Origin of the sequence: Tardiphaga sp. vice304 (assembly GCF_007018905.1) — a bacterium.
GTDB lineage: Bacteria > Pseudomonadota > Alphaproteobacteria > Rhizobiales > Xanthobacteraceae > Tardiphaga.
Map to the genome: position 1 here is coordinate 4,812,946 of NZ_CP041402.1, position 26,144 is coordinate 4,839,089.

24 protein-coding genes are annotated in these 26,144 nt (G+C 64.2%); 8 read left to right on the forward strand and 16 right to left on the reverse strand.

All coding sequences use genetic code 11. The annotated features are described in order from the left end of the window. Positions 1-112: 112 nt before the first annotated feature. The 4 genes from FNL56_RS23005 to FNL56_RS23020 form a co-directional block, all read right to left on the reverse strand. Positions 113-949, reverse strand: a complete 837-nt coding sequence (locus FNL56_RS23005; RefSeq protein WP_143575169.1) for a MipA/OmpV family protein — start codon at positions 947-949, stop codon at positions 113-115. 103 nt (positions 950-1,052) lie between these two features. Further along, entirely contained in the window at positions 1,053-2,150 is a 1,098-nt protein-coding gene (locus FNL56_RS23010; protein WP_143582401.1) for an acyltransferase family protein, read from the reverse strand. 179 nt (positions 2,151-2,329) lie between these two features. Next, on the reverse strand, positions 2,330-2,842 hold the full coding sequence (gene rcdA, locus FNL56_RS23015) for a protease adaptor protein RcdA (protein WP_143582402.1): 513 nt from the start codon (positions 2,840-2,842) through the stop codon (positions 2,330-2,332). A 457-nt stretch (positions 2,843-3,299) separates the two neighbouring features. Continuing rightward, the gene (locus FNL56_RS23020; RefSeq protein ID WP_143575172.1) at positions 3,300-3,491 is read right to left on the reverse strand and encodes a DUF1192 domain-containing protein; all 192 of its coding nucleotides are present in this window, start codon (positions 3,489-3,491) and stop codon (positions 3,300-3,302) included. A gap of 91 nt (positions 3,492-3,582) precedes the next feature. On the opposite strand from FNL56_RS23020, the gene FNL56_RS23025 reads away from it, so the two are divergent. After that, positions 3,583-4,581, forward strand: a complete 999-nt coding sequence (locus FNL56_RS23025) for an NAD(P)H-quinone oxidoreductase (RefSeq protein ID WP_143575173.1) — start codon at positions 3,583-3,585, stop codon at positions 4,579-4,581. A gap of 131 nt (positions 4,582-4,712) precedes the next feature. Next, on the forward strand, positions 4,713-7,589 hold the full coding sequence (locus tag FNL56_RS23030; RefSeq protein ID WP_168203006.1) for an EAL domain-containing protein: 2,877 nt from the start codon (positions 4,713-4,715) through the stop codon (positions 7,587-7,589). 14 nt (positions 7,590-7,603) lie between these two features. Here the strand turns inward: FNL56_RS23030 and FNL56_RS23035 are convergent, their stop codons facing one another. Next, entirely contained in the window at positions 7,604-8,242 is a 639-nt protein-coding gene (locus FNL56_RS23035; RefSeq protein ID WP_143576329.1) for a YqgE/AlgH family protein, read from the reverse strand. Between the two features lie 133 nt (positions 8,243-8,375). Here FNL56_RS23035 and FNL56_RS23040 point away from each other — a divergent pair, with 133 nt between their 5' ends. Beyond that, on the forward strand, positions 8,376-9,194 hold the full coding sequence (locus tag FNL56_RS23040; protein ID WP_143575174.1) for a protein-disulfide reductase DsbD domain-containing protein: 819 nt from the start codon (positions 8,376-8,378) through the stop codon (positions 9,192-9,194). Between the two features lie 240 nt (positions 9,195-9,434). Then, a complete protein-coding gene (locus FNL56_RS23045) occupies positions 9,435-10,796 on the forward strand; it encodes a flippase (protein WP_210245540.1) in 1,362 nt (453 codons plus the stop codon). A gap of 92 nt (positions 10,797-10,888) precedes the next feature. On the opposite strand, the gene FNL56_RS23050 is transcribed toward FNL56_RS23045, so the two are convergent. The 10 genes from FNL56_RS23050 to cysG all read right to left on the reverse strand — a co-directional run bounded on the left by FNL56_RS23050 (position 10,889) and on the right by cysG (position 20,261). Continuing rightward, positions 10,889-11,677: a 3-hydroxybutyrate dehydrogenase gene (locus tag FNL56_RS23050; RefSeq protein ID WP_143582403.1), complete on the reverse strand. Its 789-nt coding sequence runs from the start codon at positions 11,675-11,677 to the stop codon at positions 10,889-10,891. A gap of 134 nt (positions 11,678-11,811) precedes the next feature. Continuing rightward, entirely contained in the window at positions 11,812-12,324 is a 513-nt protein-coding gene (locus FNL56_RS23055; RefSeq protein WP_143575177.1) for a CAP domain-containing protein, read from the reverse strand. Positions 12,325-12,404: 80 nt separating this feature from the next. Next, positions 12,405-13,460 carry a sulfate/molybdate ABC transporter ATP-binding protein gene (locus FNL56_RS23060; protein ID WP_143578314.1) on the reverse strand — a complete coding sequence of 352 codons (1,056 nt, stop codon included), beginning with the start codon at positions 13,458-13,460 and terminating at the stop codon, positions 12,405-12,407. Continuing rightward, positions 13,450-14,313: a sulfate ABC transporter permease subunit CysW gene (gene cysW, locus FNL56_RS23065; protein ID WP_168203007.1), complete on the reverse strand. Its 864-nt coding sequence runs from the start codon at positions 14,311-14,313 to the stop codon at positions 13,450-13,452. The genes FNL56_RS23060 and cysW (FNL56_RS23065) overlap by 11 nt, the downstream gene beginning before the upstream one ends. Positions 14,314-14,324: 11 nt before the next feature. Next, positions 14,325-15,131, reverse strand: a complete 807-nt coding sequence (gene cysT, locus FNL56_RS23070) for a sulfate ABC transporter permease subunit CysT (RefSeq protein WP_143576330.1) — start codon at positions 15,129-15,131, stop codon at positions 14,325-14,327. 57 nt (positions 15,132-15,188) lie between these two features. Continuing rightward, the gene (locus FNL56_RS23075; RefSeq protein ID WP_143575180.1) at positions 15,189-16,205 is read right to left on the reverse strand and encodes a sulfate ABC transporter substrate-binding protein; all 1,017 of its coding nucleotides are present in this window, start codon (positions 16,203-16,205) and stop codon (positions 15,189-15,191) included. A gap of 147 nt (positions 16,206-16,352) precedes the next feature. Further along, positions 16,353-16,865, reverse strand: coding sequence for a DUF934 domain-containing protein (locus tag FNL56_RS23080; RefSeq protein ID WP_143575181.1), 513 nt, complete (start codon positions 16,863-16,865; stop codon positions 16,353-16,355). Continuing rightward, positions 16,852-18,507 (reverse strand): nitrite/sulfite reductase, encoded by a 1,656-nt coding sequence (locus FNL56_RS23085; RefSeq protein ID WP_143575182.1) that lies wholly within the window; start codon positions 18,505-18,507, stop codon positions 16,852-16,854. Before FNL56_RS23085 ends, FNL56_RS23080 begins: the two co-directional genes overlap by 14 nt. A 12-nt stretch (positions 18,508-18,519) precedes the next feature. After that, positions 18,520-18,834 carry a DUF2849 domain-containing protein gene (locus FNL56_RS23090; RefSeq protein WP_143575183.1) on the reverse strand — a complete coding sequence of 105 codons (315 nt, stop codon included), beginning with the start codon at positions 18,832-18,834 and terminating at the stop codon, positions 18,520-18,522. Further along, positions 18,831-20,261, reverse strand: a complete 1,431-nt coding sequence (gene cysG, locus FNL56_RS23095; protein ID WP_143575184.1) for a siroheme synthase CysG — start codon at positions 20,259-20,261, stop codon at positions 18,831-18,833. Before cysG ends, FNL56_RS23090 begins: the two co-directional genes overlap by 4 nt. 281 nt (positions 20,262-20,542) lie before the next feature. Here cysG and FNL56_RS23100 point away from each other — a divergent pair, with 281 nt between their 5' ends. From FNL56_RS23100 to FNL56_RS23115, 4 genes are all read left to right on the forward strand, one after another. Beyond that, complete coding sequence (locus tag FNL56_RS23100; RefSeq protein ID WP_143575185.1) at positions 20,543-21,568, forward strand: sulfate ABC transporter substrate-binding protein; 1,026 nt, start codon at positions 20,543-20,545, stop codon at positions 21,566-21,568. 157 nt (positions 21,569-21,725) lie between these two features. After that, positions 21,726-22,553 (forward strand): sulfate ABC transporter permease subunit CysT, encoded by an 828-nt coding sequence (gene cysT, locus FNL56_RS23105; protein WP_143575186.1) that lies wholly within the window; start codon positions 21,726-21,728, stop codon positions 22,551-22,553. Then, entirely contained in the window at positions 22,550-23,440 is an 891-nt protein-coding gene (gene cysW / locus FNL56_RS23110; protein WP_441351248.1) for a sulfate ABC transporter permease subunit CysW, read from the forward strand. Before cysT (FNL56_RS23105) ends, cysW (FNL56_RS23110) begins: the two co-directional genes overlap by 4 nt. Before the next feature lie 286 nt (positions 23,441-23,726). Further along, the gene (locus FNL56_RS23115) at positions 23,727-25,883 is read left to right on the forward strand and encodes a malate synthase G (protein WP_143575187.1); all 2,157 of its coding nucleotides are present in this window, start codon (positions 23,727-23,729) and stop codon (positions 25,881-25,883) included. 69 nt (positions 25,884-25,952) lie between these two features. Here FNL56_RS23115 and FNL56_RS23120 read toward each other — a convergent pair whose 3' ends face one another. Next, on the reverse strand, positions 25,953-26,108 hold the full coding sequence (locus tag FNL56_RS23120; RefSeq protein WP_086937086.1) for a Thivi_2564 family membrane protein: 156 nt from the start codon (positions 26,106-26,108) through the stop codon (positions 25,953-25,955). Between the last annotated feature and the right edge of the window lie 36 nt (positions 26,109-26,144).

A 26,144-nucleotide genomic window follows, 5' to 3' on the forward strand; every position in this document is an offset into this window, starting at 1 on the left:
CGTTGGGCGGGGGAGCCTGGATGACATCGGCGACGCGATGCGGTGGCGACACAATCCGGGGAAAGCGCGCATGGGGATACGCCGGCCCCGGATTGTCATCCGGGCTACGGATTTACCTCACATCGACGTCGAACGAATAGGCGACGCCGATACCGCCGGTGGTCTGGTTCGGCGTGCCGCGCAGCCGCACCAGCGGGCTGTCGGCGGCAGCGCCCAGCAGGCGCTCATATTCCACATAGGTCCGCACTTCCCACTGCGGATTGAGCTGGTAGCGCAGTTGCGCGCCGGCGCCGGCCGACTGGGAGCCACGGGCATCGAATACTGGCAGGCCCGAAGCCAGCGATTCCGCGGCGCTGACGCCGAAATAGGTCGACGAATAGGCGGCGTTGGTCACGGTGTAGCGCGGACCGACGGCAAAGGTCAGTCGTTCGGCGAGCGGCATGATCACGTCGGCGGCGAAATCCGCCACGACACCCTCGTGCCCGACGACGCCACGGCGAACTTCCGCGCGCAGCCGCAGCCAGTCGATGGCGTAATATTCCGCGAAGCCGCCGAGCTCGATGGCGAAATCGACGTCGCGCAGCCCGTTCAGTTCGCTGTGGTCGCTGGCCTTGCGCTCGCGCTTGTATTTGCCGACCGGACCGGCGCGAAAGCCGTTGCCCGGATCGAAGATCGCAAAGCTGGCGCCGTCCCGCATGCTGCGGAAGCGCGCGGGCGTACCGGCGCGACGCAGCGAGAAGATTGGCACCGGGCTGAAGCGGAAGCTGTTGGCGCCCTCATAGGAGGGCGTGGCCTCGGCGCCGAGGCCGACGGTCACCGTCCAGCCGCCGACCGGCGAGGGCAGGAACGGGATGGCCGGCGGCGCCGGCAGCACGGCGACCGGCTGGGCTTGCGCCGCCGAACAGGCCATCGCCACCGCGACGCCGATGAGAATACGAGAAAAGGACATGTCACCCCGGAAGTTGAGCAGCCCGAGGCTGCTCGGCCGATCGTGTATGCCACGTCGTGCGTTAAGAGCTGGTGTGACAATGAGTCACCCGCGCGCGCCTGCTTTAACGCTCCGGCGCTGCAGCGACGCGCGGCGAGGCCTGCTTCGGACCGAACCAGGCGACGATCGCATGGCGGCCGGGCATCTCGACCAGACGATAGCTGACTTCCGACAGCGCCCAGATGATCGCAAAGCACACGCAGGACGCTGCAATGAAAACCGCTTCGGTCTGTCCGAAATAGCGCCAGGCGCGCACGGCAAAGCTGACGAACAGCGGGTGGATCAGGTAGATCGAATAGGAGATGATGCCGAGCCGATAGACCAGCGCGCCGCCGAACAACGCCTGGGCGGCGCGGCCGCCGCGCGACGGCACGGCCACCAGCGGGATGAACAGCAGGTACATCGGCAAGTCGCTTTCGCTGAAATAGCCGATCGTGAGGATCGCGACCAGAATACCGACAACCAGCGCATCCTGCGTCCGCATCGACAGCCGGTCGACCACGCCGGCGAAACGGAAGATCGAAAGCCCCAGCGCGAAACCGGCCACAGCGCGCAGCAGCGGATAGAACGAATTGCCGTTGACCACGTCGAGCGGGCCGCCGGAGCCGCGGCCGCTGACGCTGACCACATAGATCGCCAGCAGTGCCGCGGCCACGGAAACCGCGCAGATTGCCGGACTCCTGCGCAAGGTGAAGGCCATCAGGATCGGCAGCAGCAGATAGGAGCCCATCTCGGCGCTGGCCGCCCAGGCCACGCCGATCACCGGGAAAATGTGCAGCCCCCACCCGCTCATCATCAGCAGATTGCCGATCCAGTCCCACGCCGAATACATCTCGAGCCGCTCGCCCGACAGGCCGGCTGCGATCTTGGCGATATAAAACAGTCCGATGACGAAATAGGCCGGATACAGCCTTGCTACGCGCTTAAGCATAAAGGTCGCGAATTTCGGCAGCGTGAGTTGTGCGAAGGCGTCGCGATAGGTGAGCGCCATCACGAAACCGCTGAGCATGAAGAACAGATCGACGATCAGATAGCCGAACGGAATCCGGAAATAAGACGCGGTGCCGCCGGTGGAGAGTTGCACGTCGCCGAAATGATAGATCACGATGATCGCCGCGGCCACGCCGCGCACCCCGGTCAACGCCCTGATATCCGCCGCCATGCCACATGCCCCTCTTGCGGGACACACTTAGCGCATATTCGGAAGTGCCGTCAGTCCGGGGTCCACGACGAAAGCCCGAACCACCCCGAAATCACGAAATGTTCAATGTACCGCGATCTCGAGCGTCCGGTATCGCTCGCAGCTATCGCTGCTCCCACTCTGGAAATGACAGTTTCGTGTCAGCGTTCGAACGCGGCCTTGAGGCGGTTCATCTGCGGCACCAGCGGATTGCCGATCGCGGCACGTTCGGTGGTCGAGGCATGGATGGTCACGTCGAGGCGGCGGACCTTGGTCTGCAGCGTCATCGAGCGCGCGATCAGGTCCTGTAACTGCTGCGGCTGCTTGAGCAGCATGTCGTCCGGGCTTGGATCGGCGGCGCTCAGCTTGACCTTGGTCTTTTCGCGATTGGCCTGCAGCAGCGTCATCTCGCCTTCCTTTACCGCGCGGTGCAGCAGCAGCCAGGAGGCCAGCTGCATCAGGCGCGTGGTAAGGCGCATGCTCTCGGTCGCATAGGTGAGGCTGACGGAGCGATCCAGCGCCTTGGCTTCGGCACGGCCGACGCCATCCAGATAGGCTGCCGTCTCCTCGACCAGATCCATCCCCTCGCGAAACAACGCCCCGAAGGCCGCGGAATTGGTAAGCCGCTCGCTGAAATGAACGAGCGCAGCTTCGCCTTGCAAACGGTCCGACATGGAGGTGACGCCTCGAGCAACTGGTTACGCGGCCGGCTTGAAAAAAAACGCCGGTATATGATGAACAAATCATTACGCGACCGCAGGCGAGAGTCCAGCGAGTCAAATTTAAAGAAGTATTTATGGTTTCCAAGGAAGCGACGCTGTCCCAAAAAAAGAGCCGCCGTTTCCGGCGGCTTTGAAGTTGATAACAGGGAGGCGTCAAACAGAGTGGACAGGAGCCACTCGGTGTCCAAACAGGACAATTTGATTCATATGCGAGAAAGCTTAATTGCGCGTAAATCTCGTAGATTACCGCAAGGATGAGATCGCGCGTCCGGCACGCGATGTATCAAAACGGGACATAGCACCACTTCCCGGGCCATGTTGATAACTCCCGTTTTCGGGACGCGCTGCGGCCCCTTATTTCGCATTGCGCCCGGCGACCGGCAGACGCCGGATCTCAGCCCTTCACGACTCAGCTCTTGAAGAACCGGTCCGCGGCATCCCGGGTGGCCCGCTTGAGCTGCATGCTGGACTGCAGGCGCTGGATCTCGGATTGCAGCAGCGCGATGCGCTCGGCGAGTTCCTCGACCGACAGCAATGTCAGATCCTGGCCGATCTCGTGGCTAATCTTCTTCTTTGGCTTGTCGTCGTCGTCGATCGCCATGCTTGCCTCGCTTCGATACCGGATGGTTGCCAGCCTCACGATGGCTGGCTAATCAGGTCCCAGCCGATTGACAACTCGCCAAGGACAAATCATGGAACAGCTGCCCGCGCAAATGACCGTTATCGGCATCAGTACCCCCGGTGGACCAGAGGTTCTGATCCCGGAAACCCGGGCGCTGCCGAAGCCCGGCCCCGGCGAGATCCTCGTCAAGGTCGCCGCCGCCGGCGTCAACCGGCCGGATATTTCGCAGCGCTCCGGCGCCTATCCGCCGCCGCCCGGCGCCTCCGACCTGCCCGGCCTGGAAATCGCAGGCGTTGTGGTCGCGCTCGGCGAAGGCGCCAGCAAGCACAAGCTCGGCGACAAGGTAATGTCGCTGGTCGCCGGCGGCGGCTATGCCCAATATTGCATCGCGCCGGACGCCCAGGCGATGACGGTGCCGGATGGCTTCTCGATGATGGAAGCCGGCGCCACCGCCGAGACGCTGATGACGGTGTGGCACAACGTGTTCGAGCGCGGCGCGCTGCAGCCCGGCGAGACGCTGCTGATCCATGGCGGCTCCTCCGGCATCGGCACCATGGCGATCCAGCTCGCCAAGGCGCTGGGCTCCAAGGTGATCGTCACCGTGGGCTCGCAGGCCAAGGCGGACGCCTGCCTCAAGCTCGGCGCCGACCACGCCATCAACTACAAGGAAGAAGACTTCGTCGCCCGCGTGAAAGAGATCACCGGCGGCAACGGTGTCGAACTGATACTCGACATGGTCGGTGGCGATTACGTCGACAAGAATCTCGATTGCGCGCAGATCGACGGCCGCATTGTGCAGATCGCGGTGCTGAACGGCCCGAAGGCGACCATCAACGCTGCCAAAATCATGGTGAAGCGGCTGCACTACACCGGCTCGACGCTGCGGCCGCGCTCGCCGGCCGACAAGGCGGCGATGGTCGGCGCCATCGAAGCCAAAGTGCTGCCGCTGCTGCAGGCCGGCCGCGTCAAGCCCGTGATGGATTCCAGCTTTCCGCTCGAAAAGGCCGCAGACGCCCATCGCCGGATGGAAACCAGTGAACATATTGGCAAAATTGTGTTGGTCGTTTAGCGCGGGAAGACGGCCGGAAAGTCTTTGAAAGCGCTGGCTTTCATGTCATTTATCGCTCACGAATTCTGGGGTTTGCCGGGACGGCTTCATGAAGGTCGGCCCGGCTGTTCAGCGACAGCGGAGTAATGACATTGCGTTTGATCAGGTGGCTTGCGCCGCTCGCGCTCGGCCTCATGATTATCGTTGCCTCCTCGCAGGCACATGCCATTGACGCCGTCAGCGTCCGCTCTGACGCGCCTGCGATCGACCTCACCGCGATCCTCGAATACCAGCAGAACGAGACCGACCGTATCCAGGTCTCCACGGCGCCGGGCACGGACGGTATCGTCCGCCGCATCGAGGTGCGCGCCCGCGAGGCCGGCCAGAACTGGGTGGTGTTCGCGCTCGCCAACAATACCGACGATCAGCTCGACCGCCTGATCGTGGCGCCGCATTACCGCATCGTGTCATCAGGCCTGCTGTGGCCCGATCTCGGCATGTCGCGCATCGCCACCATCACGCCCTCCACCGGCGACCGCCCGGAGCGACAGGACTCGGCCACCGCCGACATCTTCCGCGTCACGCTGGATCCGGGCGCGGTCATCACCTTCGTTGCCGAGTTGCGCACCAACAAGCTTCCGCAGCTCTATCTGTGGGAGCCGGAAGCCTACAAGGACAAGGTCAACTCGTTCACGCTGTACCAGGGCATCGTGATCGGCATATCCGGCCTGCTGGCGCTGGTGCTGACCATCCTGTTCGTGGTCAAGGGCAGCATCATGTTCCCCGCGGCTGCCGCCCTGGCCTGGGCCGTGCTGGTCTATATCGGCGTCGACTTCGGCTTCTGGGGCAAGGTGCTCGACATGTCGCAGGGCGCCGAGCGGATCTGGCGCGCCTCCGGCGAAGCGATGCTGGCCGCAACGCTGCTGGTGTTCCTGTTCGCCTATCTCAATCTCAACCGATGGCATGTGCGCTATTCGCACATCACGCTGGCTTGGCTGCTGTTTCTGGGATCGCTGGTGGCGCTGGCGCTGTTCGATCCCGCGGTGGCGTCCGGCATCGCGCGTATCTCGCTGGTGCTGATTGCCTTCGCCGGCTTCGGACTGATCGTCTATCTGTCGACCCACGGCTTCGACCGCGCTGTGCTGCTGATCCCGACCTGGTTCCTGCTGGTGGTCTGGGTGGTCGCCGCCGGCATGACGGTCGGCGGCTCGGTTACCAACGACATTGTCGGCCCGGCGCTGCTCGGCGGCCTGGTGCTGATCGTGATGCTGATCGGCTTCACGGTGATGCAGCACGCTTTTGCCGGCGGCGGCGCCACCAATGGCATCGTCTCCGACGTCGAGCGCCGCGCGCTGGCGCTGACCGGCTCCGGCGACCTGATCTGGGACTGGGACGTCTCCGCCGACAAGGTGTTCACCTCGCCCGAGACGGAAGCCCTGCTCGGCCTCAAGCGCGGCGCGCTGGAAGGCCCGGCCGCCGGCTGGCTCGAAGTGCTGCACCCGCTCGACCAGGACCGCTTTCGCGCAGCCCTCGACAGCGTGCTCGACCAGCGCCGCGGCCGTCTCGTGCAGGACTTCCGGCTGCGCACGCCGGACGGCCATTTCATGTGGTTCGCGCTGAAGGCGCGGCCGGTGGTCGGCTCCGACGGCGAAGTGTCGCGCGTGGTCGGGACATTGACCGACGTCACCGAGACCAAGAACGCCGAAGAGCGCATGCTGCATGACTCGGTGCATGACAACCTGACCGGCCTGCCCAACCGCAAACTGTTCATCGACCGGCTCGGCGCCGTCGCCAATCTGGCCAAGACGATGCCGACCCTGCGGCCGACCGTGATGGTGATCGACCTCGACCGTTTCAAGCAGGTCAATGATTCCGTCGGCATCGCCGTCGGCGATTCGATCCTGCTGACGCTGGCGCGGCGCCTGACCCGGATCCTGAAGCCGCAGGACACGCTGGCCCGTCTCGCCGGCGACCAGTTCGGCCTGATGCTGATGTCGGAAACCGACTCGGTCAAAATCACCGCCTTTGCCGAGACCATTCGCAAGACCATCCGTGCGCCGATCGCGTTCAACGACCGCGAGATCTTCCTGACCGCCTCGATCGGCCTGGCACTATCCGATCCGACCACGCCGTTGTCCGACGAGATCATCAAGGACGCCGAGCTGGCGATGTACCATTCGAAGCGGATCGGCGGCGACCGCATCGACGTCTACAAGCCGGCGATGCGGGCCCGCAAGACCGACCGCCTGACGCTGGAATCCGAACTGCGCCGCGCCATCGAGCGGCAGGAAATCACCATCCTGTACCAGCCGATCGTGCGGCTGGAAGATCGTTCGATCGCCGGCTTCGAGGCGCTGGCGCGCTGGGATCATCCAAAACTTGGCCGGATGTCGCCGGTGGAATTCATCGCCATTGCCGAGGAGATCGGACTGATCATCGATCTCGGCATGTTCGTGATGGACCAGACCGCCAAGCAGCTGGCGATCTGGCAGCGCGCGATGCGCGCCCGCGAACCGATCTTCGCCAGCGTCAACGTCTCCTCGCGGCAGTTGCTGCGCCATGACCTGCTGCACGACATCCGTACCGTGCTGTCGCGCTCCTCGGTCGCCCGCGGCTCGTTGAAGCTGGAGCTGACGGAATCGCTGGTGATGGAAAATCCGGAACACGCCGCCCAGATGCTGCACCGCATCCGCGAACTCGGCACCGGCCTGTCGCTGGACGATTTCGGTACCGGCCATTCGTCGCTGGCCTATCTGCAGCGCTTCCCGTTCGACACGCTGAAGATCGACCAGTCCTTCGTCCGCACCACCAGCCGCGGCACCCGCCCGGTGATCCTGAAGTCGATCATCGCGATGGCCCACGATCTCGGCATGGACGTCGTGGCCGAAGGCGTCGAGACGGATTCAGATGCGGTCGAGCTGTATCAGCTGGGCTGCGAATACGCCCAGGGCTTCGCCTTCGGCGAGCCGATGGACGCCGACGCCGCAATGCGATTGCTGACCGAAGAACGGTTAGAGGCGGCGAACTAAGTCAACCGTCTGGTCTAGGCGTGGCCGGCTTCGTTCGACAGCATGCCGGGCTCGATGCCGATCTTGGTCAGCGCGCGCTGGTATTTCGCCTCGATGTCGCCACCGAACACCAGATCGTCGTCGGCGGCGCAGTGCAGCCAGCCATTGTGCTGGATTTCGGTCTCGAGCTGGCCCGGCGCCCAGCCGGCATAGCCCAGCGCCAGGATCGCATGCTTCGGCCCGCCGCCCTGGGCGATGGCGCGCAGGATATCGACGGTGGCGGTCAGGCAGATGCCGTCATCGATCGGCAGCGTGGCGTCCTGGATGAAGAAGTCGCTGGAATGCAGCACGAAGCCGCGCCCGGTTTCGACCGGGCCGCCCTTGAGGACCTTCATGCTTTCGGCGCTTTCCGGGAGCTTGATGCCATCCGCTTTATCGATGATATCAAGCTGCGCCAGCAGTTCAGGAAAATCGATGCTGCCGGCGCGGCGGTTGACGATAATGCCCATGGCGCCTTCGGAGGAGTGCGCGCAGACGTAGATCACCGACCGGGCGAAGCGTTCGTCCTCCATTACCGGCATCGCGATCAGCAACTGACCGTCGAGATAGCTGCCGGCGCTGGAAGAAGCAGCCCGGGCCCGGCTCTTGCGGGGTCGCTTGCGGGTCGGTTCCATCGGCAAGGCCCTCTCTCGTTGTGTCCATCCTGATATTGGGTCGCTCGTCTGTCAATCAACCTTCCGCGATGCACCAACCGCATCACAAGCAGTTCAATGGCCTAGGACCCGCGTGGTCCTGTAAGGACGTCCGATGAATGCCTCTTTAGCGCTGCGGTTCGCCGCCGTCTGTGCCGCATGGCTCGCTGCCGCTCCTGCGATTGCGCAGGATGCCTCGCCATGGCAGGTCGACCGCCATTCCCAGCTCCGCCTGCTGGCAGGCTCACGCAGCGGGCCAGTCATGCTAGGCGGCATCGCCATCCACCTCGCGCCGGGCTGGCATACCTATTGGCGCAGCCCCGGCGATTCCGGCGTGCCACCGCGGTTCGATTTCTCCAAATCCGACAATGTCGACTCCGTCACCATCCTGTGGCCAGCCCCGACCAAGTTCGAGGACGGCGCCGGTGGCCAGTCGCTGGGCTATGTCGCCAAAGTGGTGCTGCCGCTGCGCGTGGTCGCGAGGGACGCCGGCAAACCGGTGACGCTGCGCGCCGCGATCAGCTATGCGGTGTGCGAAAAGCTCTGCGTCCCGATCGAGGCGGTGGCCGAGCTGGCCTTCACCAGCATCGCCTCGACCGAGGACAGCGCGCTCACGGCGGCGCTCGACACCGTCCCGAAGCCGGCCACGCTCGGCGACGCCAATCCGCTGACCGTGCGCGACGTCAGACGCGACGGCAACCGGGTGCTGGTCGATGTGACCGCGGACGGCGAGGCGGACCTGTTCGTCGAGGGCCCGACGCCGGAATGGGCGCTGCCGGTGCCGAAACGGCTCAAGGAAGGCCCGCCCGGGGTGAAGCGCTTCGCGTTCGATCTGGAGGGCATACCATCCGGCGCCAGCGCCGACGGCGCGGCGCTGAAACTGACGCTGGTGGGCGCGGACAAGGCGTATGAGTTCAATGTGAATTTGAACTGAGCCTGGTCGTCATTCCGGGGCGCGAGCGCGTCAGCAGCGAGCGAACCCGGAATCCCGTCATGAGACGCGCTGCCATGAAACGATGAACATCTCGGGATTCCGGGTCTCCGTCAGCCGGCTTCGCCGTCTGCCGCATCCCGGAATGACAGTGTGTGGCTTCATCCAACCCGATATTAACCCCTGTTTGCTACCCAAAAGCATCGCCGCGCGGACGCGGCCAGGATGTCTGCAGTGGCTGCCATGGATGTAAACGCCGCGCCTGCCTCAGGCCTCGTCGCCCGGCTGCGCGCCAGACTGGGCGGCGCCGGGGAAGCCGCGCTGACGCGGCGGCTGGCCGGCACCATTTTTGTCATTCGGGTGGTCTCGGCCGGGCTCGCCTATTTCTCGCAGATCCTGCTGGCGCGCTGGATGGGTGGTTCCGACTACGGCATCTACGTCTACGTCTGGACCTGGGTCCTGCTGCTCGGCTCGATGATGGATTTCGGCATCGCGGCGTCAGCGCAGAAGATCATCCCGGAATATCGCGCCAGCGGCGACCAGGCCCTGCTGCGCGGCTTCCTCTCCGGTAGCCGCTGGATGACCGGCGCAGTGTCGGCGATCGTCGCGCTCGGCCTCGCGGGTCTCGTGAAACTGCTGTCACCGTGGATCGCGGCCGATACCATCGTGCCGTTGTATCTCGGCTGCCTGACGCTGCCGGCCTTCGTCGTCGCCAATACGCAGGACGGCATTGCGCGCTCGCACGACTGGATGACGCTCGGCCTGATGCCGCAGTTCATCGTGCGCCAGGCGCTGATCATCGGCTTCACCGCCGGCGCCTTCGCGCTCGGCTTCCAGCTCGGCGCGACCATCGCGATGCTGGCCAGCGTCGGCGCGGTGTGGCTGGCGATGATCGGGCAGATGATCGTGCTGAACCGCCGGCTCACGGCGCATATCGCGCCCGGCCCGAAAGCCTATGATTACCGCGGCTGGCTAAAGACCTCGCTGCCGATCCTGCTGGTCGAGAGCTTTTATCTATTGTTGTCTTACACCGACGTGCTGGTGCTGCAGCAGTACCGTTCTTCCGAAGAAGTCGGCGTGTATTTTGCGGTCGTGAAGACGCTGGCGCTGGTATCTTTCATTCACTACGCGATGTCGGCCACCACCGCGCACCGCTTCACCGAATATCACCAGGCCGGCGACAAGGACCGGCTGGCGGCCTACGTGACGCATGCGATCAAGTGGACGTTCTGGCCGTCGCTGGCAGTGACCATCGTTCTCTTGGCACTGGGCAAGCCGCTGCTGTGGCTGTTCGGGCCGAGCTTCGTCGCAGGCTACGACATCATGTTCATCGCCGCGATCGGCCTCGTGGTGCGCTCGGCAATCGGCCCGGTCGAGCGGCTGCTCAACATGCTCGGCCACCAGAACATCTGCGCACTGGCCTATGCGCTGGCCTTCGCCATGAACCTCGCTTTGTGCATCCTGATGGTGCCGCGCTATGGCGGCCACGGCGCCGCGGCGGCGACGTCGATCGCGCTCACCTTCGAGACCGTGCTGCTGTTCTGGATCGTCCGCACGCGGCTCGGATTGCATGTGCTGGCGTTCGGGAAGCAAACCCAGCCGTAGCCCGGATGGAGCGAAGCGCAATCCGCGTCCGGCTCGTCCGTCGAACCGGTTTCCCCGGATTTCGCTGCGCTCCATCCGGGCTACAGAGATTGCTACGCCGCGGTCCAGCCGCCGTCGATCGAGAGGTTCGTGCCGGTGATCTGCGCGGCGTCGTCGCCGCACAGGAACAGCGCTAACGCTGCGACCTGCTCCGACGTCACGAATTCCTTGGTCGGCTGCGCCTGCAGCAGCACGTCGTTGATGACCTGCTCCTTGGTGAGGTTGCGGGCCTTCATGGTGTCGGGGATCTGCTTCTCGACCAAAGGCGTCCAGACGTAGCCCGGCGAGATGCAATTGCAGGTGATCTTGAAGGTCGCGAGTTCCAGCGCGGCGGTCTTGGTCAGGCCGGCGATGCCGTGCTTTGCTGAGACATAGGCCGACTTGAACGGCGAGGCGACCAGTGAATGCGCGGAAGCCGTGTTGATGATGCGTCCCCAGCCGCGCTTCTTCATGCCGGGGATAGCGGCACGCATGCCGTGGAACGCCGAAGTCAGGTTGATCGCGATGATCGCGTCCCATTTCTCGATCGGGAAATCCTCGATCGGCGAAACGAACTGGATGCCGGCATTGTTGACCAGGATATCCACCGAGCTGAATTTGCTCTCGCCGAGCGCGACCATCGCGGCGATTTCCGCGGGCTTCGTCATGTCGGCCGGCGAATGGATCGCCTTGACGCCGAAGTCTTTCTCGATCCAGGCGCGTTCCTTCTCGATCTCCTCCGGAGTGCCCATGCCGTTCAGCACGATATTGGCGCCGGCGCCGGCAAAGGCGCGCGCATAGGCCAGACCGATGCCGCTGGTCGAGCCGGTCACGACCGCGACCTTGCCTGTGAGATTAGCCATGGGGATGCTCCTGCGACGTGGGACGCCTGCAGGAAATGGCCGCGCACCCGGCATTCCCTGAGGCAATGAAGAGAACCGCAGCGTGGCGTCCCCGGATCACCCCGTCAACGCCGCCGCTGCAAAGCAGCAGGCGTTTATTTGCTATCGGTCGAGGCCAGGATCATGGTCCAGAACACCTTGTATTTGGTGCCCGGCGCATATGTCGCAGCAATGCCGATCTTGTTGACACCGGATTTCAGCATGTTGGCGCGGTGCGGCGGCGAATCGCGCCAGCCGGAGAAGGCCTCCGCCATGGTGTGATAGCCGGCGGAGATGTTCTCGACGGCCAGCGTCGCCGGATAGCCGCCGGCGTTCAGGCGCTTGGCCAGTGGCGCTTTCACGTCGTGGTCCATCTTGTTCTTCTTGGCCATGCTGGTCGACTGGTCTTCGGCCAGCGCCATCAACGCCGGATCGACCGTGACCGGGCCGAGCCCGTTGTTCTTCCGGTACAGCGAAATCATCGAGGCGGCCGCGACAGGGTCGAGCTTGGCGCCGCCATTGGCCATGCTGAGATACATCGTGGGCTGGTCCGGCGCCGGAGCCACCATGTCGGCGGCGCAGCCGCCCAGCAGCAAAAATCCCAGAATGGCTGTAGCCACGCGCATCATCGGCAATCCCCCGTACAGAGGGCGTTTGTTGCACACCAACCGTGGCTGAAAGGTGAAGAATGGCGGCGAACGTGGCCGCCCTACTCGCGGCCGGCAAAAATCCGGTAGCGCCGGGGTTGCAGGCTGACGAGGTCGCCGGTGGCGAGGTTGCGGTCGCGCGGGGCGTCGATCTCGACCATCGTGTCACCGGCGCCGGACAGCGCAATGTCGGCCCGCTGGATCGGGCCGAAGGTGCGGACGCGCCGCACCGTGCCTTCCAGCGCGCCATCGGTGGCGGCTTCGCCGACCGGCCCGACATTCATGTCGTGACGGCGCACGAACAGTTTCGACGGACCCGACACAGCACCCGCATCGACGTTCAGGAGCTTGTCGCCGAGCCGGACCTGCCCATCGCTGACATCGACCGGCAGCATGATCGACTCGCCGATAAAGGAATGCACGAAAGCGGTGGCCGGATGGTCGTAGACCTCGCCGGGAGTGCCGATCTGCTCAATGCGGCCCTTGTCCATCACCACCACGCGGTTGGCGACTTCCAGCGCCTCTTCCTGGTCGTGGGTGACGAAGATCGACGTGACGTTGATCTCCTCGTGCAGCGTGCGCAGCCACTGCCGCAGTTCCTTGCGCACCTTGGCATCGAGCGCACCGAACGGTTCGTCGAGCAGCAGGATGCGCGGCTCGATGGCCAGCGCACGCGCCAGCGCAATGCGCTGGCGCTGGCCGCCGGAGAGCTGGCTGGGATAACGACTGGCCAGCCAGTCCAGCTGGACGAGGTCGAGCAGTTCCTTGACGCGGGCGCGGATCGCCGCCTCGTCCTTGCGGATCGCGCGCGGCTGCACGCGCAGACCGAAGGCGACGTTCTCGAATACCGTCATGTGGCGGAACAGCGCATAATGCTGGAACACGAAGCCGACGTGGCGCTCACCGGCGCCGCGCGCCAGCGCATTCTCGCCGTCGAACGAGACCTCCCCGGAATCCGGCCAGTCGAGCCCGGCAATGATCCGCAGCAGCGTGGTCTTGCCGGAGCCGGAAGGCCCCAGCAGCGCCAGCAGCTCGCCATTGGCGACCTTCAGATCGACGTTGTCGAGCGCGGCGAAGGCGCCGTATTTCTTGACAATGTTTTTGACTTCAATCGCCACGCGGTTGTCCCTCGTCGAGATGCCGTTCCAGAATGGTTTTCGCCACCAGCGTGATCAGCGCAAGCATGGCCAGCAAGGATGCGATCGCAAAGGCGGCGACGAACTGATATTCATTATAGAGGATTTCCACCAGCAGCGGCATGGTGTTGGTCTCGCCGCGAATATGGCCGGACACTACCGACACCGCGCCGAACTCGCCCATCGCCCGCGCATTGCATAGCAGCACGCCATAGAGCACGCCCCATTTGATATTGGGCAAAGTGACGCGGAAGAAGGTCTGCAGCCCGGAGGCGCCGAGCGAAATCGCGGCCTCCTCCTCCTGCGTGCCCTGCTCCTGCATCAGCGGAATCAGCGCGCGCGCAACAAAGGGAAAGGTCACGAAGGTGGTGGCCAGCGCGATGCCGGGCACGGCGAACAGGATCGGGATGTTGTTAGCCATCACCCACGGCCCGAAAAAGCCCTGCGCGCCGAACAACAGCACGAAGACCAGGCCGGAGATCACCGGGCTCACCGAAAACGGCAGGTCGATCAGCGAGATCAGCATGGTCTTGCCGCGGAAATCGAACTTGGCGATGGCCCAGGCGGCCATCACGCCGAATACCAGATTGATGCCGACCGAGATCGCCGCGACGATCAGCGTCAGCCGGATCGCGGACCACGCTTCCGGATCGGACAGCGCCTGAAAATACGCCCCGATGCCGCGCGAAAACGCCTGGCTGAATACCAGCACCAGCGGCAGCACCACGAACACCACCAGGAAGGCGATCGCCAGCGCGATGATGATCCAGCGGATCCAGCCGGGCTCGGTCCGCGCGTCGTCTCGCGCCTGAATCTCGAGGGAGCGTTGCGTCATTGCCATCGCGCTCAATGGGCCGGCACGCGGGTCTGCGCCCAGCGCTGAATCCGGTTGATGGCGAAGATGATGAGGAAAGATGCCAGCAACATGACGACCGCAATCGCGGTGGCGTCGGCATAGCGGTATTCCGACAGCCGGATCACGATCAACAGCGGCGCGATCTCGGAAATGTTCGGCAGATTGCCGGCGATGAAAATCACCGAACCATATTCGCCGACCGCGCGCGCGAAGGCCAATGCAAAGCCAGTCAGCATCGCCGGCACCAGACTGGGCACGATCACGCGAAACACCGTATGCCAGCGATTGGCGCCGAGGCTGGCGGCGGCCTCCTCGATCTCCTTGTCGAGATCGAGCAATACCGGCTGCACGGTTCGCACGACGAAGGGGATGCCGATGAATATCATTGCGATGAAGATGCCGACCGGGGTGAACGCCACCTTGATGCCGAGTTCGGCGAGCGGCGCACCGAGCCAGCCCTTTTGCGCAAACAGAGCGGTGAGCGCGACGCCGGCCACGGCGGTCGGCAGCGCGAAGGGAACATCGACGATGGCATCGAACAGCCGGCGGCCGGGAAAGCGGTAGCGCACCAGCGCCCAGACGATCACCATGCCCATCACCAGATTGACCAGCGCGGCAAGGAAGGCGAGACCGAAGGAGATCTTCAGGGCGTTCATGGTGCGACGGCTGGTCAGGATTCCCCAGAATTGCTCGAAGCTCAGTTCGAAGGTCTTGAGGAACAGGCCGGCGAGCGGGATCAGCACGATGATCGACAGCCACATCAGCGTCAGGCCCATCGTCAGGCCGAACCCCGGCAGCGTGTTTCGTCGTCTTATTCCCCCGCTCACCCGTCCCCCTGTATTTCTGCGCTTCGCTCAGTTCTTGTAGATCTGGTCGAACACGCCGCCTTCGCTGAAATGGGACCTCTGCGCCTTGGTCCAGCCGCCGAACACGTCGTCGATCGTGAACATTTCCACCTTGGCGAACGACTTCTCGTACTCCCTGGCAATCTCCACGTCGCGCGGACGGTAGGAGTTGCGCGCGGCGATTTCCTGGCCTTCGCGCGTATACCAGTATTTCAGATAGGCCTCCGCGGCGGCGCGGGTACCCTTCTTGTCGGCGACCACGTCAACCACCGACACCGGCGGTTCGGCTAGGATCGACAGCGGCGGCGACACGATCTCGAACTTGTCCTTACCAAATTCCTTCTGCGCGAGGAACGCTTCATTTTCCCACGCCAGCAGCACGTCACCGACGCCACGCTCGACGAACGTCACGGTCGAGCCGCGCGCGCCGGTGTCGAGCACCGGAACGTTCTGGTAGAGGTCGCGGACGAACTTCTTTGCTTTATCCTCGGAGCCATATTTCTTCAGCGCAAAGCCCCAGGCGGCGAGGTAATTCCAGCGCGCGCCGCCGGAGGTCTTCGGGTTGGGCGTGACCACGCTGACGCCGGACTTGATCAGGTCGTCCCAGTCCTTGATGCCCTTGGGGTTGCCCTTGCGCACCAGGAACACGATGGTCGATGTATAGGGCGAGGCGTTCTGCGGCAGCCGCTGCTGCCATTCGGCGGGCAGCATCTTCTTCGCGGCGATGGCGTCGATGTCATAGGCCAGTGCCAGCGTTACCACATCGGCCTGCAAGCCGTCGATCACGGCGCGCGCCTGGGAACCGGAGCCGCCGTGCGACTGCCTGATCGCAATGGTCTTGCCAGTTTCCTTCTGATAGGCGGCGGAAAAGGCCTTGTTGAATTCGGCATAGAGTTCGCGCGTCGGATCGTAGGAGACGTTGAGCAGCGACACGTCCGCGGCTAAAGCCGAGCCGGCACACAGCAGCGCGGCAATTGCGGGAATAAAACGGCGAAATGAACCACGCAAGATCATGGTGATCTCCATCAGCGAGACGACGGAAGCGCCATCCGGGAATGCGCCAGACTCGTCAAGACGGAACGCGAAGTCAACGAAACCAGATTTCAATGTTAGCAGAATGACGGCGACAATATGCTGTCAATATGTCCGAGCACGGGTGCCACCTTCCACTGCCTAGCTGGCGCTCTCCGAATGCCGCAACTGCATGCGGCGATGCAGCGCGGTGATGCGGCCGTCGCCGGTCGGCTGATAGAACACCGTATAGCGCTGGGCGGTGGCAAGGAAGGCCTCCGCATCGGCGTGCTTGACGACCTCGAAAGCATCAAAGCCGGCGCGCAGCATGAACACGAACTGATCGCGCAGCACCTGCCCGGTAGCGCGCATCTCGCCCTTGTAGCCGTAGCGCTCGCGCAGCAGCCGCGCTTGGCTGTAGGCGCGACCGTCGCGAAAGCTCGGAAACACCAGTGCCACCACTGCGAGGCGATCGAGCCACGGCACGAGATCGTCGAGATCACGGTTGTTGGGCCAGATCACGCCGGTCGGGCTGTTGCGCGCGACCAGCGCCTCGGGGTCGGCCAGAAACCGCGAAGCCGGAATCAGCGCCGCGCCGTGGACGGGAATTTCCTGATCTTCACCGACGTGAATGAAGGTGTCGGCGGCGACCGTGCCGTTCTTAACGAGTGGCATAGACGCGCTCCTTGAAGGGCTCGACGCCGAGCCGCGCCACGGCCTCGACAAACAATTCATCCGGTCGCTGGCGTAGCGCCAGATAGGCCTCGACGATATCCTCGATCACATCGGCGACTTCGGCATAGGGCACCGCGGGGCCGATCAGCGTGCCGACCACGGCATGCTCATCGGCGCGGCCGCCGATGGTGATCTGGTAATATTCCTCGCCGTTTTTCTCGACGCCGAGAATGCCGATATGGCCGACATGGTGATGACCGCAGGCATTGATGCAGCCGGAAATGTTGACGTGCAACCGGCCGATCAAATTGGCAGTGTGGTGGTTGGCGAAGCGCCGCGTCAGTTCCTGCGCGATCGGGATCGAGCGGGTGTTGGCGAGCGAGCAGTAATCCAGCCCCGGGCAGGCGATGATATCGGTGACCAGATTGACGTTCGGCGTGGCGACGCCGATCTTGTCGAGCGCCTTCCACAGCGCCGGCAGGTCCTTCTGCGCGACATGCGGCAGCGCGAGATTCTGCTCATGGCCGACCCGGATCTCACCGAACGAATATTTTTCGGCGAGATCGGCGATGGCATCCATCTGGTCGGCGGTGGCGTCGCCCGGCGGACCGCCGATCGGCTTCAGCGATAGCGTCACGATCGAATAGCCGGGCAGTCTGTGCGGCGCGACCGAGTTGAGCCGCCAGGCTTCGAACGCCGGATCGGCGGAAGCCGATCGCACTTCGTCCGGCAGGTCGGTGAGGGTCTCGTAATGCGGGTAGATGAAGCGCGCGCGAATATCCTCGACAACTTCCGCGTCGAGCGACAATGCGGTGTCGCGCATCGCCAGCCATTCGTCCTCGACTTCCCGGGCAAATTTCTCGATGCCGAGCTCATGGACCAGAATCTTGATGCGCGCCTTGTAGATGTTGTCGCGGCGGCCGTACTGGTTGTAGACGCGCAAAATCGCCTCGACATAGCCGAGCAGATCGCGGCCGTGCACGAAGGGTTTGATTGGCTTGCCGATGAACGGCGTGCGGCCGAGACCGCCGCCGACCAGCACCTCGAAGCCGGTCTCGCCGGCGTCGTTCCTGTGCAGCCGCAGGCCGATGTCGTGAACCTTGATCGCCGCGCGATCATGCGCGGATGCTGTGATGGCAAACTTGAACTTGCGCGGCAGGAACGAGAATTCCGGATGCATGGTGGAATATTGCCGCAGCAATTCGCACCAGATCCGCGGGTCTTCGACCTCGCCGGGTGCTACGCCGGCCCATTGATCGGTGGTGATGTTGCGCGTGCAATTGCCCGAGGTCTGCATCGCGTGGATGCCGACCGAGGCCAGATCTTCCAGCGCGTCCGGCAGGTCGGACAAAGCGATCCAGTTGAACTGGATGTTCTGCCGCGTGGTGAAGTGGCCGTAGCCGCGGTCGTAGCGCCTGGCCACATGCGCCATCTTGCGCAGCTGCGCCGACGACAGCGTGCCATAAGGGATCGCCACGCGGAACATATAGGCGTGCAGCTGCAGATAGACGCCGTTCATCAGGCGCAGCATCTTGAACTCGTCTTCGGTGAGTTCGCCGGCCAACCGGCGTTTCACCTGGTCGCGGAATTCGGAGACGCGCTCGTTGATCAGCGTGCGGTCGATTTCGTCATACGTGTACATGATACGATAGCCTTACGCCGGAACCGGCAGGTCGATGGTGACGCCTACCGAGCGTATCTGTTCGCGCAGATTGCCGGGGCCAATGGCGCCGTGGGCGTCGAGCACGACCGGCGCGATGTAGGGGCCGATGGCGCCGACATCGTCGGCGGCGGATTCGGTGAGCAGCGCGCGCGCCTCATCGGCGGTACGCACCACGACGGCATCGGACAGGTCGGTGCTCCAGCCGCAAGCGGCGTTGCGCCAGATCACCACGCCATCCGCGGCGCGGTTGGCGGTGACGACAGAAGGTCCGGTGATCTTGATCTTTTGTTGCAGCGGAGAGGTCATTCGGCAGCTACCAGAAGTTCGGAAATCTGTTGCGGGAGGTCGGAGGCGCGCCACGGCGCGGAATGTGCCACGACATCGCCGATGATCAGGATGGCCGGACCGGAATCAATCTGCGCGACCAGCGACACCAGATTTTCCAGCGTGCCGACGGCGGCCTGCGATTCCGGCCGCGTCACGCGCGCGAATACACCGACCGGCGTCTGCGGCGAGCGGCCGGCGGCGAGCAACCCGGCGCGCACCGAGGGCGCGGCGGTCATGCCCATATAGACCACGACCGTCATCTTCTCGTCGGTCAGCGCGCCCCAGTCGACGGTTTCCGCGTCACGCGCCTTGTGCGCGGTGAGGAAGGTCAGACGCAGCGCCTCGTGGCGGAAAGTCAGCGGCACTTCGTACTGCGCGGCGCCGCCGAGCCCGGCGGTGATGCCGGGGATCACGGAGAAGGCAACGCCCGCCTCGCGCAGCGCCACGATCTCCTCGCCGCCGCGGCCGAAGATGAAACAGTCGCCGCCCTTCAGCCGAACCGCGCGCTGGCCGGCGCGGCCGGCCTCGATCAGCAATTTATTGACGGCGTCCTGGCCGATGCCGGGCTTGCCGACGCGGCGGCCGACCGGAATGCGCGAGGCGTCGCGGCGGATGCGGTCGAGAATTTCGGCCGAGACCAGTTCGTCGTAGAACACCACGTCGGCATCCTGCAGCGCGCGCAGCGCCTTGATGGTGAGGAGATCGGGATCGCCCGGCCCGGCGCCGACCAAAGTGACATGGCCCTGCGTCGCTGCGGTGACGGTGGTGCCGGCATAGCCGACCGGGTCCTTGATCCCCTGCAGCGCGGCTTCCGCCTCCTGCGACTTGCCGGCCAGCACCAGTGCGCCGATCGGTCCATCGACGATGCGCTCCCAGAACCGTCGGCGCAGCGACATGTCCGCGAGATGCGCCGACATCGGCTTGCGCCAGCGGCCGATGAAGGAGGCCAGATCGCCGATCCTGGCCGGCAGCAGCGCCTCGATGCTTTCGCGGACCCGGCGCGCCACCACGGGCGAGGAGCCGCCGGTGCCGATCGCCACCACCACATCGCCGCGGTCGACGATCGCCGGGAAGATGAAGGTGGAATTGGCCAGATCGTCCATCACATTGACCGGCAGGCCGATCGCCTTGGCCCGGGCAGACATCGCCTCCCCCACGGCGCCCGCCCCGGCGCACAGGATGGCAACCAGGCCCGACAGGTCGGCGTCGAGCGGATCGCCGTCGGCGAATTCGATACGGTCGACGCCGTCGAGCCCGGCGGTGTCGCGGTTGCCGTCGATCGCGTACCAGCGGATCCGGGCGCCGGCGGCCAGCAGCAGCCGCAGCTTGGCGCGCACGAGTTCACCCGCGCCCACCAACAGGATCGGCCCGGCCTGCATATCGAGGAATACCGGAAGAAATCGCATCGACGCTCCGCTGCCCCGATTCCGGGGTTGACTGGAATTATTTTCTATATATCCATCGATCAGGCCACGCAAAGAGAATTATATTTCTACTTCGGCGCGTCCGCACTATAGAATTTTTGCCTTCAATCGCCAAGCGCAGCAGGTGTTTTATTCTCGAGCGCAATCGCCGGGCTTGGCGACTGCGCGAACGGACCTCTTGCGATGCAACGATTCAGCCAACTGCCGCGTCAATCCGGGCCGGGACAAATGGTCCCACCCAGCCGTCAACAAGGGGATCCCTCGTGAACCGTTTTGCCATCGCCCTCGCCGCCACGGTCAGCATCGTCGCCGCCTCGGTTGCCCCCGCCCGGGCGCAGGCGCCGACCACGTTGCTGAATGTCTCCTACGACATTGCGCGCGAGCTCTACGCCGAGATCAACACGGCCTTCATCAAGCATTGGAAGGCCAAGACCGGCCAGGACATCACGGTCAACCAGTCGCACAACGGCTCGTCGCGGCAGGCGCGCTCGATCCTGGAAGGCCTCGAGGCCGACGTCGTCACCTTCAACCAGGTGACGGACGTGCAGGTGCTGTACGACAAGGGCAAGCTGATCCCGAAGGACTGGGCGACCCGGCTACCGAACAATTCCTCGCCCTACTACTCGTTGCCGGCGTTTCTGGTGCGCGCGGGCAATCCCAAGGGCATCAAGGACTGGGGCGATCTGGTGAAGCCCGGCGTGCAGGTGATCTTCCCGAACCCGAAGACTTCCGGCAATGCGCGCTACACCTATCTGGCCGCCTATGCCTATGCCAAGCATACGTTTAACGACGAGGCCAAGGCCGACGCCTTCATCAAGCAGCTGTTCGCCAACGTGCCGGTGTTCGACACCGGCGGCCGGGCTGCGACCACCACTTTCGTTGAGCGCGGCACCGGCGACGTGCTGATCACCTTCGAGGCCGAAACCTCCTCGATCCGCGATCTCTCTGGAAAAGATGCCGGAGGCAAGGACAAGTTTGAGGTCGTGGTGCCGCCGACCAGCCTGCTGGCGGAGTTCCCGGTCACCGTGGTCGACAAATATGCCGACAAGCATGGCACCCGCGCGCTCGCCACCGCCTATCTCGAATTCCTGTATTCGCCGGAAGGCCAGGCGATCGAGCTGAAGGGCTATAACCGCGTCGCCGATCAGGCCGTGATGGCGAAGAACAAGGACAAGTTCCCGGACGTCAAGCTGTACCGCGTCGAAGAGGAATTCGGCGGCTGGGACAAGCTCAATGCCGAGCATCTCAATGCCGGCGCGAAGCTGGATCTGTTGTTCGGCGGAAAGTGACCGCCAGCGATGATCGCGTAGGGTGGGCAAAGCGAAGCGTGCCCACCCTACGCGATCATGACAACAGAGGTGGGCACGGCGCAGCGCGCCTTTGCCCACCCTGCGACTGCTGTTAAGAAAACGCTGCATCGCCTCTCACCCACAGGGCCTCCCCACATTGCGACGTAGCGTCATTCCAGGGTTCGGGCTCGCGCTCGGCATCACCTTCCTCTATCTCGGCGCGATCGTGCTGCTGCCGCTGTGCGCGCTGATCCTGAAGGCGTCCGATGTCGGGCTGGCGCAATTCTGGGGCATCATGTCTTCACCGCGCACATTGTCGGCGCTGCGGGTCACGGTAACGATGGCGCTGGCGGCCACCGCGTTCAATGCGGTCTACGGCCTGCTGCTGGCCTGGGTGCTGGCGCGCTATGAATTTCCCGGCAAACGGCTGCTCGACGCGCTGGTCGATGTGCCGTTCGCGCTGCCGACGGCGGTAGCTGGCCTGGCGCTGACCGCGCTGTTCTCGAAGAACGGCTGGTTCGGCGCGCCGCTCGATGCGCTGGGCCTGCAGGTTGCCTATACGCCGCTCGGCATCGCGATCGCGATGGCCTTCACCAGCATTCCCTTCGTGGTGCGGACGGTACAGCCGGTGATCGAGGATCTCGGCTCCGACGTCGAGGAAGCCGGCCGCTCGCTCGGCGCCAACGACTTCCAGATCCTGTGGCGGGTGATTTTCCCGGCGATCTTCCCGGCGTTTCTCGCCGGCTGCTCGCTGTCGTTTGCGCGCAGCCTCGGCGAATTCGGCGCGGTGATCTTCATCGCCGGCAACCAGCCGATGAAAACCGAGATCGTGGCGCTGCTCACCTTCATCCGGCTGGAGGAATACAATTACGAGGCTGCCGCCGCCATCGCGGTGGTGATGCTGCTGATGGCCTTCACCATGCTGATCATCACCAATGCGGTGCAGGCCTGGCACCTGCGCTATCTCGGCCGGGGAGACGCATGATGGAAAAGCCGGTCTCGGAACGCGCCCATACCGAATGGAGGGTGACGCCGGTCGGCGCCGGCCCGGTGGCGCGCCGCGTCGTGCTCGGCATCGTCACCGTCGTGACGCTGCTGTTCCTGGTGGCGCCGCTGGCACTGATCGTCTCCTCGGCGCTGTCGCAGGGCGTCGGCGTGTTCGTCCGCAGCCTGTCCGATCCCGGCACCCAGCACGCGATCTGGCTGACGGTGATCACCGCGCTGATCGCCGTGCCGATGAACATCCTGTTCGGCCTTGCCGCCGCGTGGACCGTGACAAAATTTGTGTTTCCCGGCCGCACGCTGCTGATCGCGCTGATCGAACTGCCCTACTCGATCTCGCCGATCGTGGCCGGCGTGGCCTACCTGTTCGTCTATGGCTCACAGGGCCTGTTCGGACCGGTGCTGGATTATTTCGGGCTGAAGGTAATGTTCGCACTGCCGGCGATCGTGCTGGCCTCGATGTTCGTCACCGCGCCCTTCGTGGCGCGCGAACTGATCCCCTTGATGCAGGTGCAGGGCACCGACGAGGAAGAGGCCGCGGTGACGCTCGGCGCTTCCGGCTTTGCGACGTTCTGGCGGGTCACGCTGCCGAATGTGCGCTGGGCGATGTTGTACGGCGCGATCCTGTGCAATGCGCGGGTGATGGGCGAATTCGGCGCGGTCTCGGTGGTCTCCGGCAACATCCGCGGCCAGACAACCACGCTGCCGCTGCAGATCGAGCTGTTGTATCAGGACTACAACGTCGCCGGCGCCTTTGCCGCAGCGACCGTGCTGACCGCCGTGGCGCTGGTCACCATCGTCATTAAGGTCGTGCTGGAGCGGATCGGTCGCGAGACCGACGTGCCGCTGGCCCGGCCGCCCGGGCATTAGACTTTCTTCCTTCCCTCTCCCCTTGTGGGAGAGGGTGGACGCGCGTTAGCGCGGCCGGGTGAGGGGTATCCACAAACTCCGAGCCCAGTAACCCCTCATCCGTGACGGCCTTTGGCCGTGCCACCTTCTCCCACAAGGGGAGAAGGAAGAGGAGCGCCGCCCTGGCCCCCCTTCTCAGCCGCGGGTGTTTGGCGCTAAAAGGGCCCTCTAGACCGCCTGCGGGCGTCTCTGACGTCGCTTTCCCTGAAAATAGAGCAGAATTGCCGCTTTCGCGAGAAACCCAATCATGAAACGTATCGACGCCCACGGATTGCAGATCGCCCCCGTTCTGTTCGACTTCATTGCCAAGGAAGCCGCCCCCAAGACCGGCATCGAGCCGGACGCGTTCTGGGCCGGCCTCGCCGGCATCATCCGCGATCTCGGGCCGAAGAACCGCGAACTCCTGAAATTCCGCGATACGCTGCAGGAGAAGATCGACGCCTGGCATCGCGCCAACAAGGGCGCCTTCGATATGGCCGCCTATACCGCCTTCCTCAAGGAAATCGGCTACCTGCTGCCGGAGCCGGCGACCAAGACCGTCGAGACCGCCAATGTCGACATCGAGATCGGCCAGATCTGCGGCCCGCAGCTCGTGGTGCCGCTGACCAATGCCCGCTATGCGCTGAACGCGGCCAATGCGCGCTGGGGCTCGCTTTACGACGCATTGTACGGCACCGACGCGATCCCGCATGAGCCGACCGACGGCGGCAAGGGTTACAACAAGGCGCGTGGCGATCGCGTCATCGCCAGGGCCAAGGCCTTCCTCGACCAGGCCGTGCCGCTCGCCACCGGCAGCCACACCGACGTCACCGAATACAGCATCGTTGCCGGCCAGCTTTCCGTGAAGCTGAACAGCGGCAACATGACCGCGCTGAAGGACGGCACACAGCTTGCCGGCTATCTCGGCGATTTCGCCTCGCCGAACTCGATCCTGCTGGTCAACAACGGCCTGCATATCGAGGTCGTGATCGACCGTGCCCACACCATCGGCAAGGACGATGCCGCGGGGGTCGCCGACATGATCATCGAATCCGCGGTCTCCACCATCCTCGACATGGAAGACAGCGTCGCCACGGTGGACGCCGACGACAAGGTGCTGGTCTATCGCAACACGCTCGGCCTGATGAACGGCACGCTGTCGGCCGACTTCGAGAAGGGCGGCAAGACGCTGACCCGCGCGCTCAACCCCGACCGCACCTACAAGACGGTCGCCGGCGACAAGATCACCCTGCACGGCCGCAGCCTGCTGCTGATGCGCGCCGTCGGCCACCACATGTTCACCGACGCCGTGCTGGATTCGGCCGGCGAAGAAATCCCGGAAGGCCTGATGGATGCTGCGGTCGCTGGCCTGCTGGCGATGCACGACCTGAAGTCCACCGGCCTGCGCAACAGCCGCACCGGCTCGGTCTATATCGTGAAACCGAAGATGCACGGCCCGGATGAAGTCGCTTTGACCTGCGAGACCTTTGCCCGCGTCGAACAGATGCTGAAGCTGCCGGAAAACACCATGAAGGTCGGCATCATGGACGAGGAACGCCGCACCACGGTGAACCTCAAGGCCTGCATCCAGAATGCCTCCGAGCGCATCATGTTCATCAACACGGGATTCCTGGACCGCACCGGCGACGAGATCCATACGTCGATGGAAGCCGGCCCGATGATCCGCAAGAACGACATGAAGGCGACGCCGTGGATCAAGGCCTATGAGGAATGGAACGTCGACGTCGGCCTGATCGACGGGTTGCCCGGCCATGCCCAGATCGGCAAGGGGATGTGGGCCGCACCCGACAAGATGGCCGACATGTTGGTGCAGAAGATCGCCCATGTGAACGCCGGCGCCACCACGGCTTGGGTGCCCTCGCCGACCGCGGCAACGCTGCACGCGCTGCATTATCACCAGGTCGATGTCGCCGCGCGCCAGAAGGAACTGGCCGAGGGCGGCCCGCGCGCCAAGCTCTCGGAGATCCTGACAATCCCGGTATCGCAGTCGAACTGGGCGCCGGACGACGTCAAGCAGGAGATCGACAACAATTGCCAGGGCATTCTCGGCTACGTCGTGCGCTGGATCGACCAGGGCGTCGGCTGCTCCAAGGTGCCGGACATCCACGGCGTCGGCCTGATGGAAGACCGCGCCACTTTGCGCATCTCGGCGCAGCATCTGGCGAACTGGCTGCATCAGGGTGTCATAACCCGCGAGCAGGTGATGGAATCGCTGAAGCGGATGGCGATGGTGGTCGACAAGCAGAACGACGGCGATGCGATCTATCAGCCGATGGCGCCGGGCTTCGACGGCGTCGCCTTCAAGGCCGCCTGCGACCTGATCTTCAAGGGCCGCGAACAGCCGAACGGCTACACCGAGTTCATCCTGACCGCGCGGCGCCGCGAGGCGAAGGCGCTGGCCTGATCCAACAAAAAAGCCCCGGCAAGTTGCCGGGGCTTTTCGTTGTAATCGCCATACCTGGGATCAGCGCGGCTAGAATACCGCGATATATTTCAACAGCGAGATCACGCCGAGAATGATCACCACGACGCGGCAGATCTGCTTGGCGCGACCGTCGATCGGCAACAGGTTGATCAGATACAGGATCAGGATAACGACGAGAAACGTAATCAGGACGCCGACGAGCATAGTGAAATTCCCCAGCTTGGTTCAGATGAGCACGGC

Bases quoted from the DNA above. Each gene is read 5' to 3' on its own strand.
- FNL56_RS23045 (WP_210245540.1), top strand. From the start codon at position 9,435: ATGGATGTAAACGCCGCGCCTGCCTCAGGCCTCGTCGCCCGGCTGCGC.
- FNL56_RS23020 (WP_143575172.1), bottom strand. From the start codon at position 3,491: ATGGCGATCGACGACGACGACAAGCCAAAGAAGAAGATTAGCCACGAG.
- FNL56_RS23120 (WP_086937086.1), bottom strand. From the start codon at position 26,108: ATGCTCGTCGGCGTCCTGATTACGTTTCTCGTCGTTATCCTGATCCTG.
- FNL56_RS23075 (WP_143575180.1), bottom strand. From the start codon at position 16,205: ATGGAGATCACCATGATCTTGCGTGGTTCATTTCGCCGTTTTATTCCC.
- FNL56_RS23040 (WP_143575174.1), top strand. From the start codon at position 8,376: ATGAATGCCTCTTTAGCGCTGCGGTTCGCCGCCGTCTGTGCCGCATGG.
- cysG (WP_143575184.1), bottom strand. From the start codon at position 20,261: ATGCGATTTCTTCCGGTATTCCTCGATATGCAGGCCGGGCCGATCCTG.
- FNL56_RS23035 (WP_143576329.1), bottom strand. From the start codon at position 8,242: ATGGAACCGACCCGCAAGCGACCCCGCAAGAGCCGGGCCCGGGCTGCT.
- FNL56_RS23050 (WP_143582403.1), bottom strand. From the start codon at position 11,677: ATGGCTAATCTCACAGGCAAGGTCGCGGTCGTGACCGGCTCGACCAGC.
- cysW (WP_441351248.1), top strand. From the start codon at position 22,550: ATGATGGAAAAGCCGGTCTCGGAACGCGCCCATACCGAATGGAGGGTG.
- cysW (WP_168203007.1), bottom strand. From the start codon at position 14,313: ATGACGCAACGCTCCCTCGAGATTCAGGCGCGAGACGACGCGCGGACC.
- FNL56_RS23025 (WP_143575173.1), top strand. From the start codon at position 3,583: ATGGAACAGCTGCCCGCGCAAATGACCGTTATCGGCATCAGTACCCCC.
- FNL56_RS23010 (WP_143582401.1), bottom strand. From the start codon at position 2,150: ATGGCGGCGGATATCAGGGCGTTGACCGGGGTGCGCGGCGTGGCCGCG.
- FNL56_RS23055 (WP_143575177.1), bottom strand. From the start codon at position 12,324: ATGATGCGCGTGGCTACAGCCATTCTGGGATTTTTGCTGCTGGGCGGC.
- FNL56_RS23080 (WP_143575181.1), bottom strand. From the start codon at position 16,865: ATGCCACTCGTTAAGAACGGCACGGTCGCCGCCGACACCTTCATTCAC.
- FNL56_RS23005 (WP_143575169.1), bottom strand. From the start codon at position 949: ATGTCCTTTTCTCGTATTCTCATCGGCGTCGCGGTGGCGATGGCCTGT.
- FNL56_RS23090 (WP_143575183.1), bottom strand. From the start codon at position 18,834: ATGACCTCTCCGCTGCAACAAAAGATCAAGATCACCGGACCTTCTGTC.
- FNL56_RS23085 (WP_143575182.1), bottom strand. From the start codon at position 18,507: ATGTACACGTATGACGAAATCGACCGCACGCTGATCAACGAGCGCGTC.
- FNL56_RS23115 (WP_143575187.1), top strand. From the start codon at position 23,727: ATGAAACGTATCGACGCCCACGGATTGCAGATCGCCCCCGTTCTGTTC.
- rcdA (WP_143582402.1), bottom strand. From the start codon at position 2,842: ATGTCGGACCGTTTGCAAGGCGAAGCTGCGCTCGTTCATTTCAGCGAG.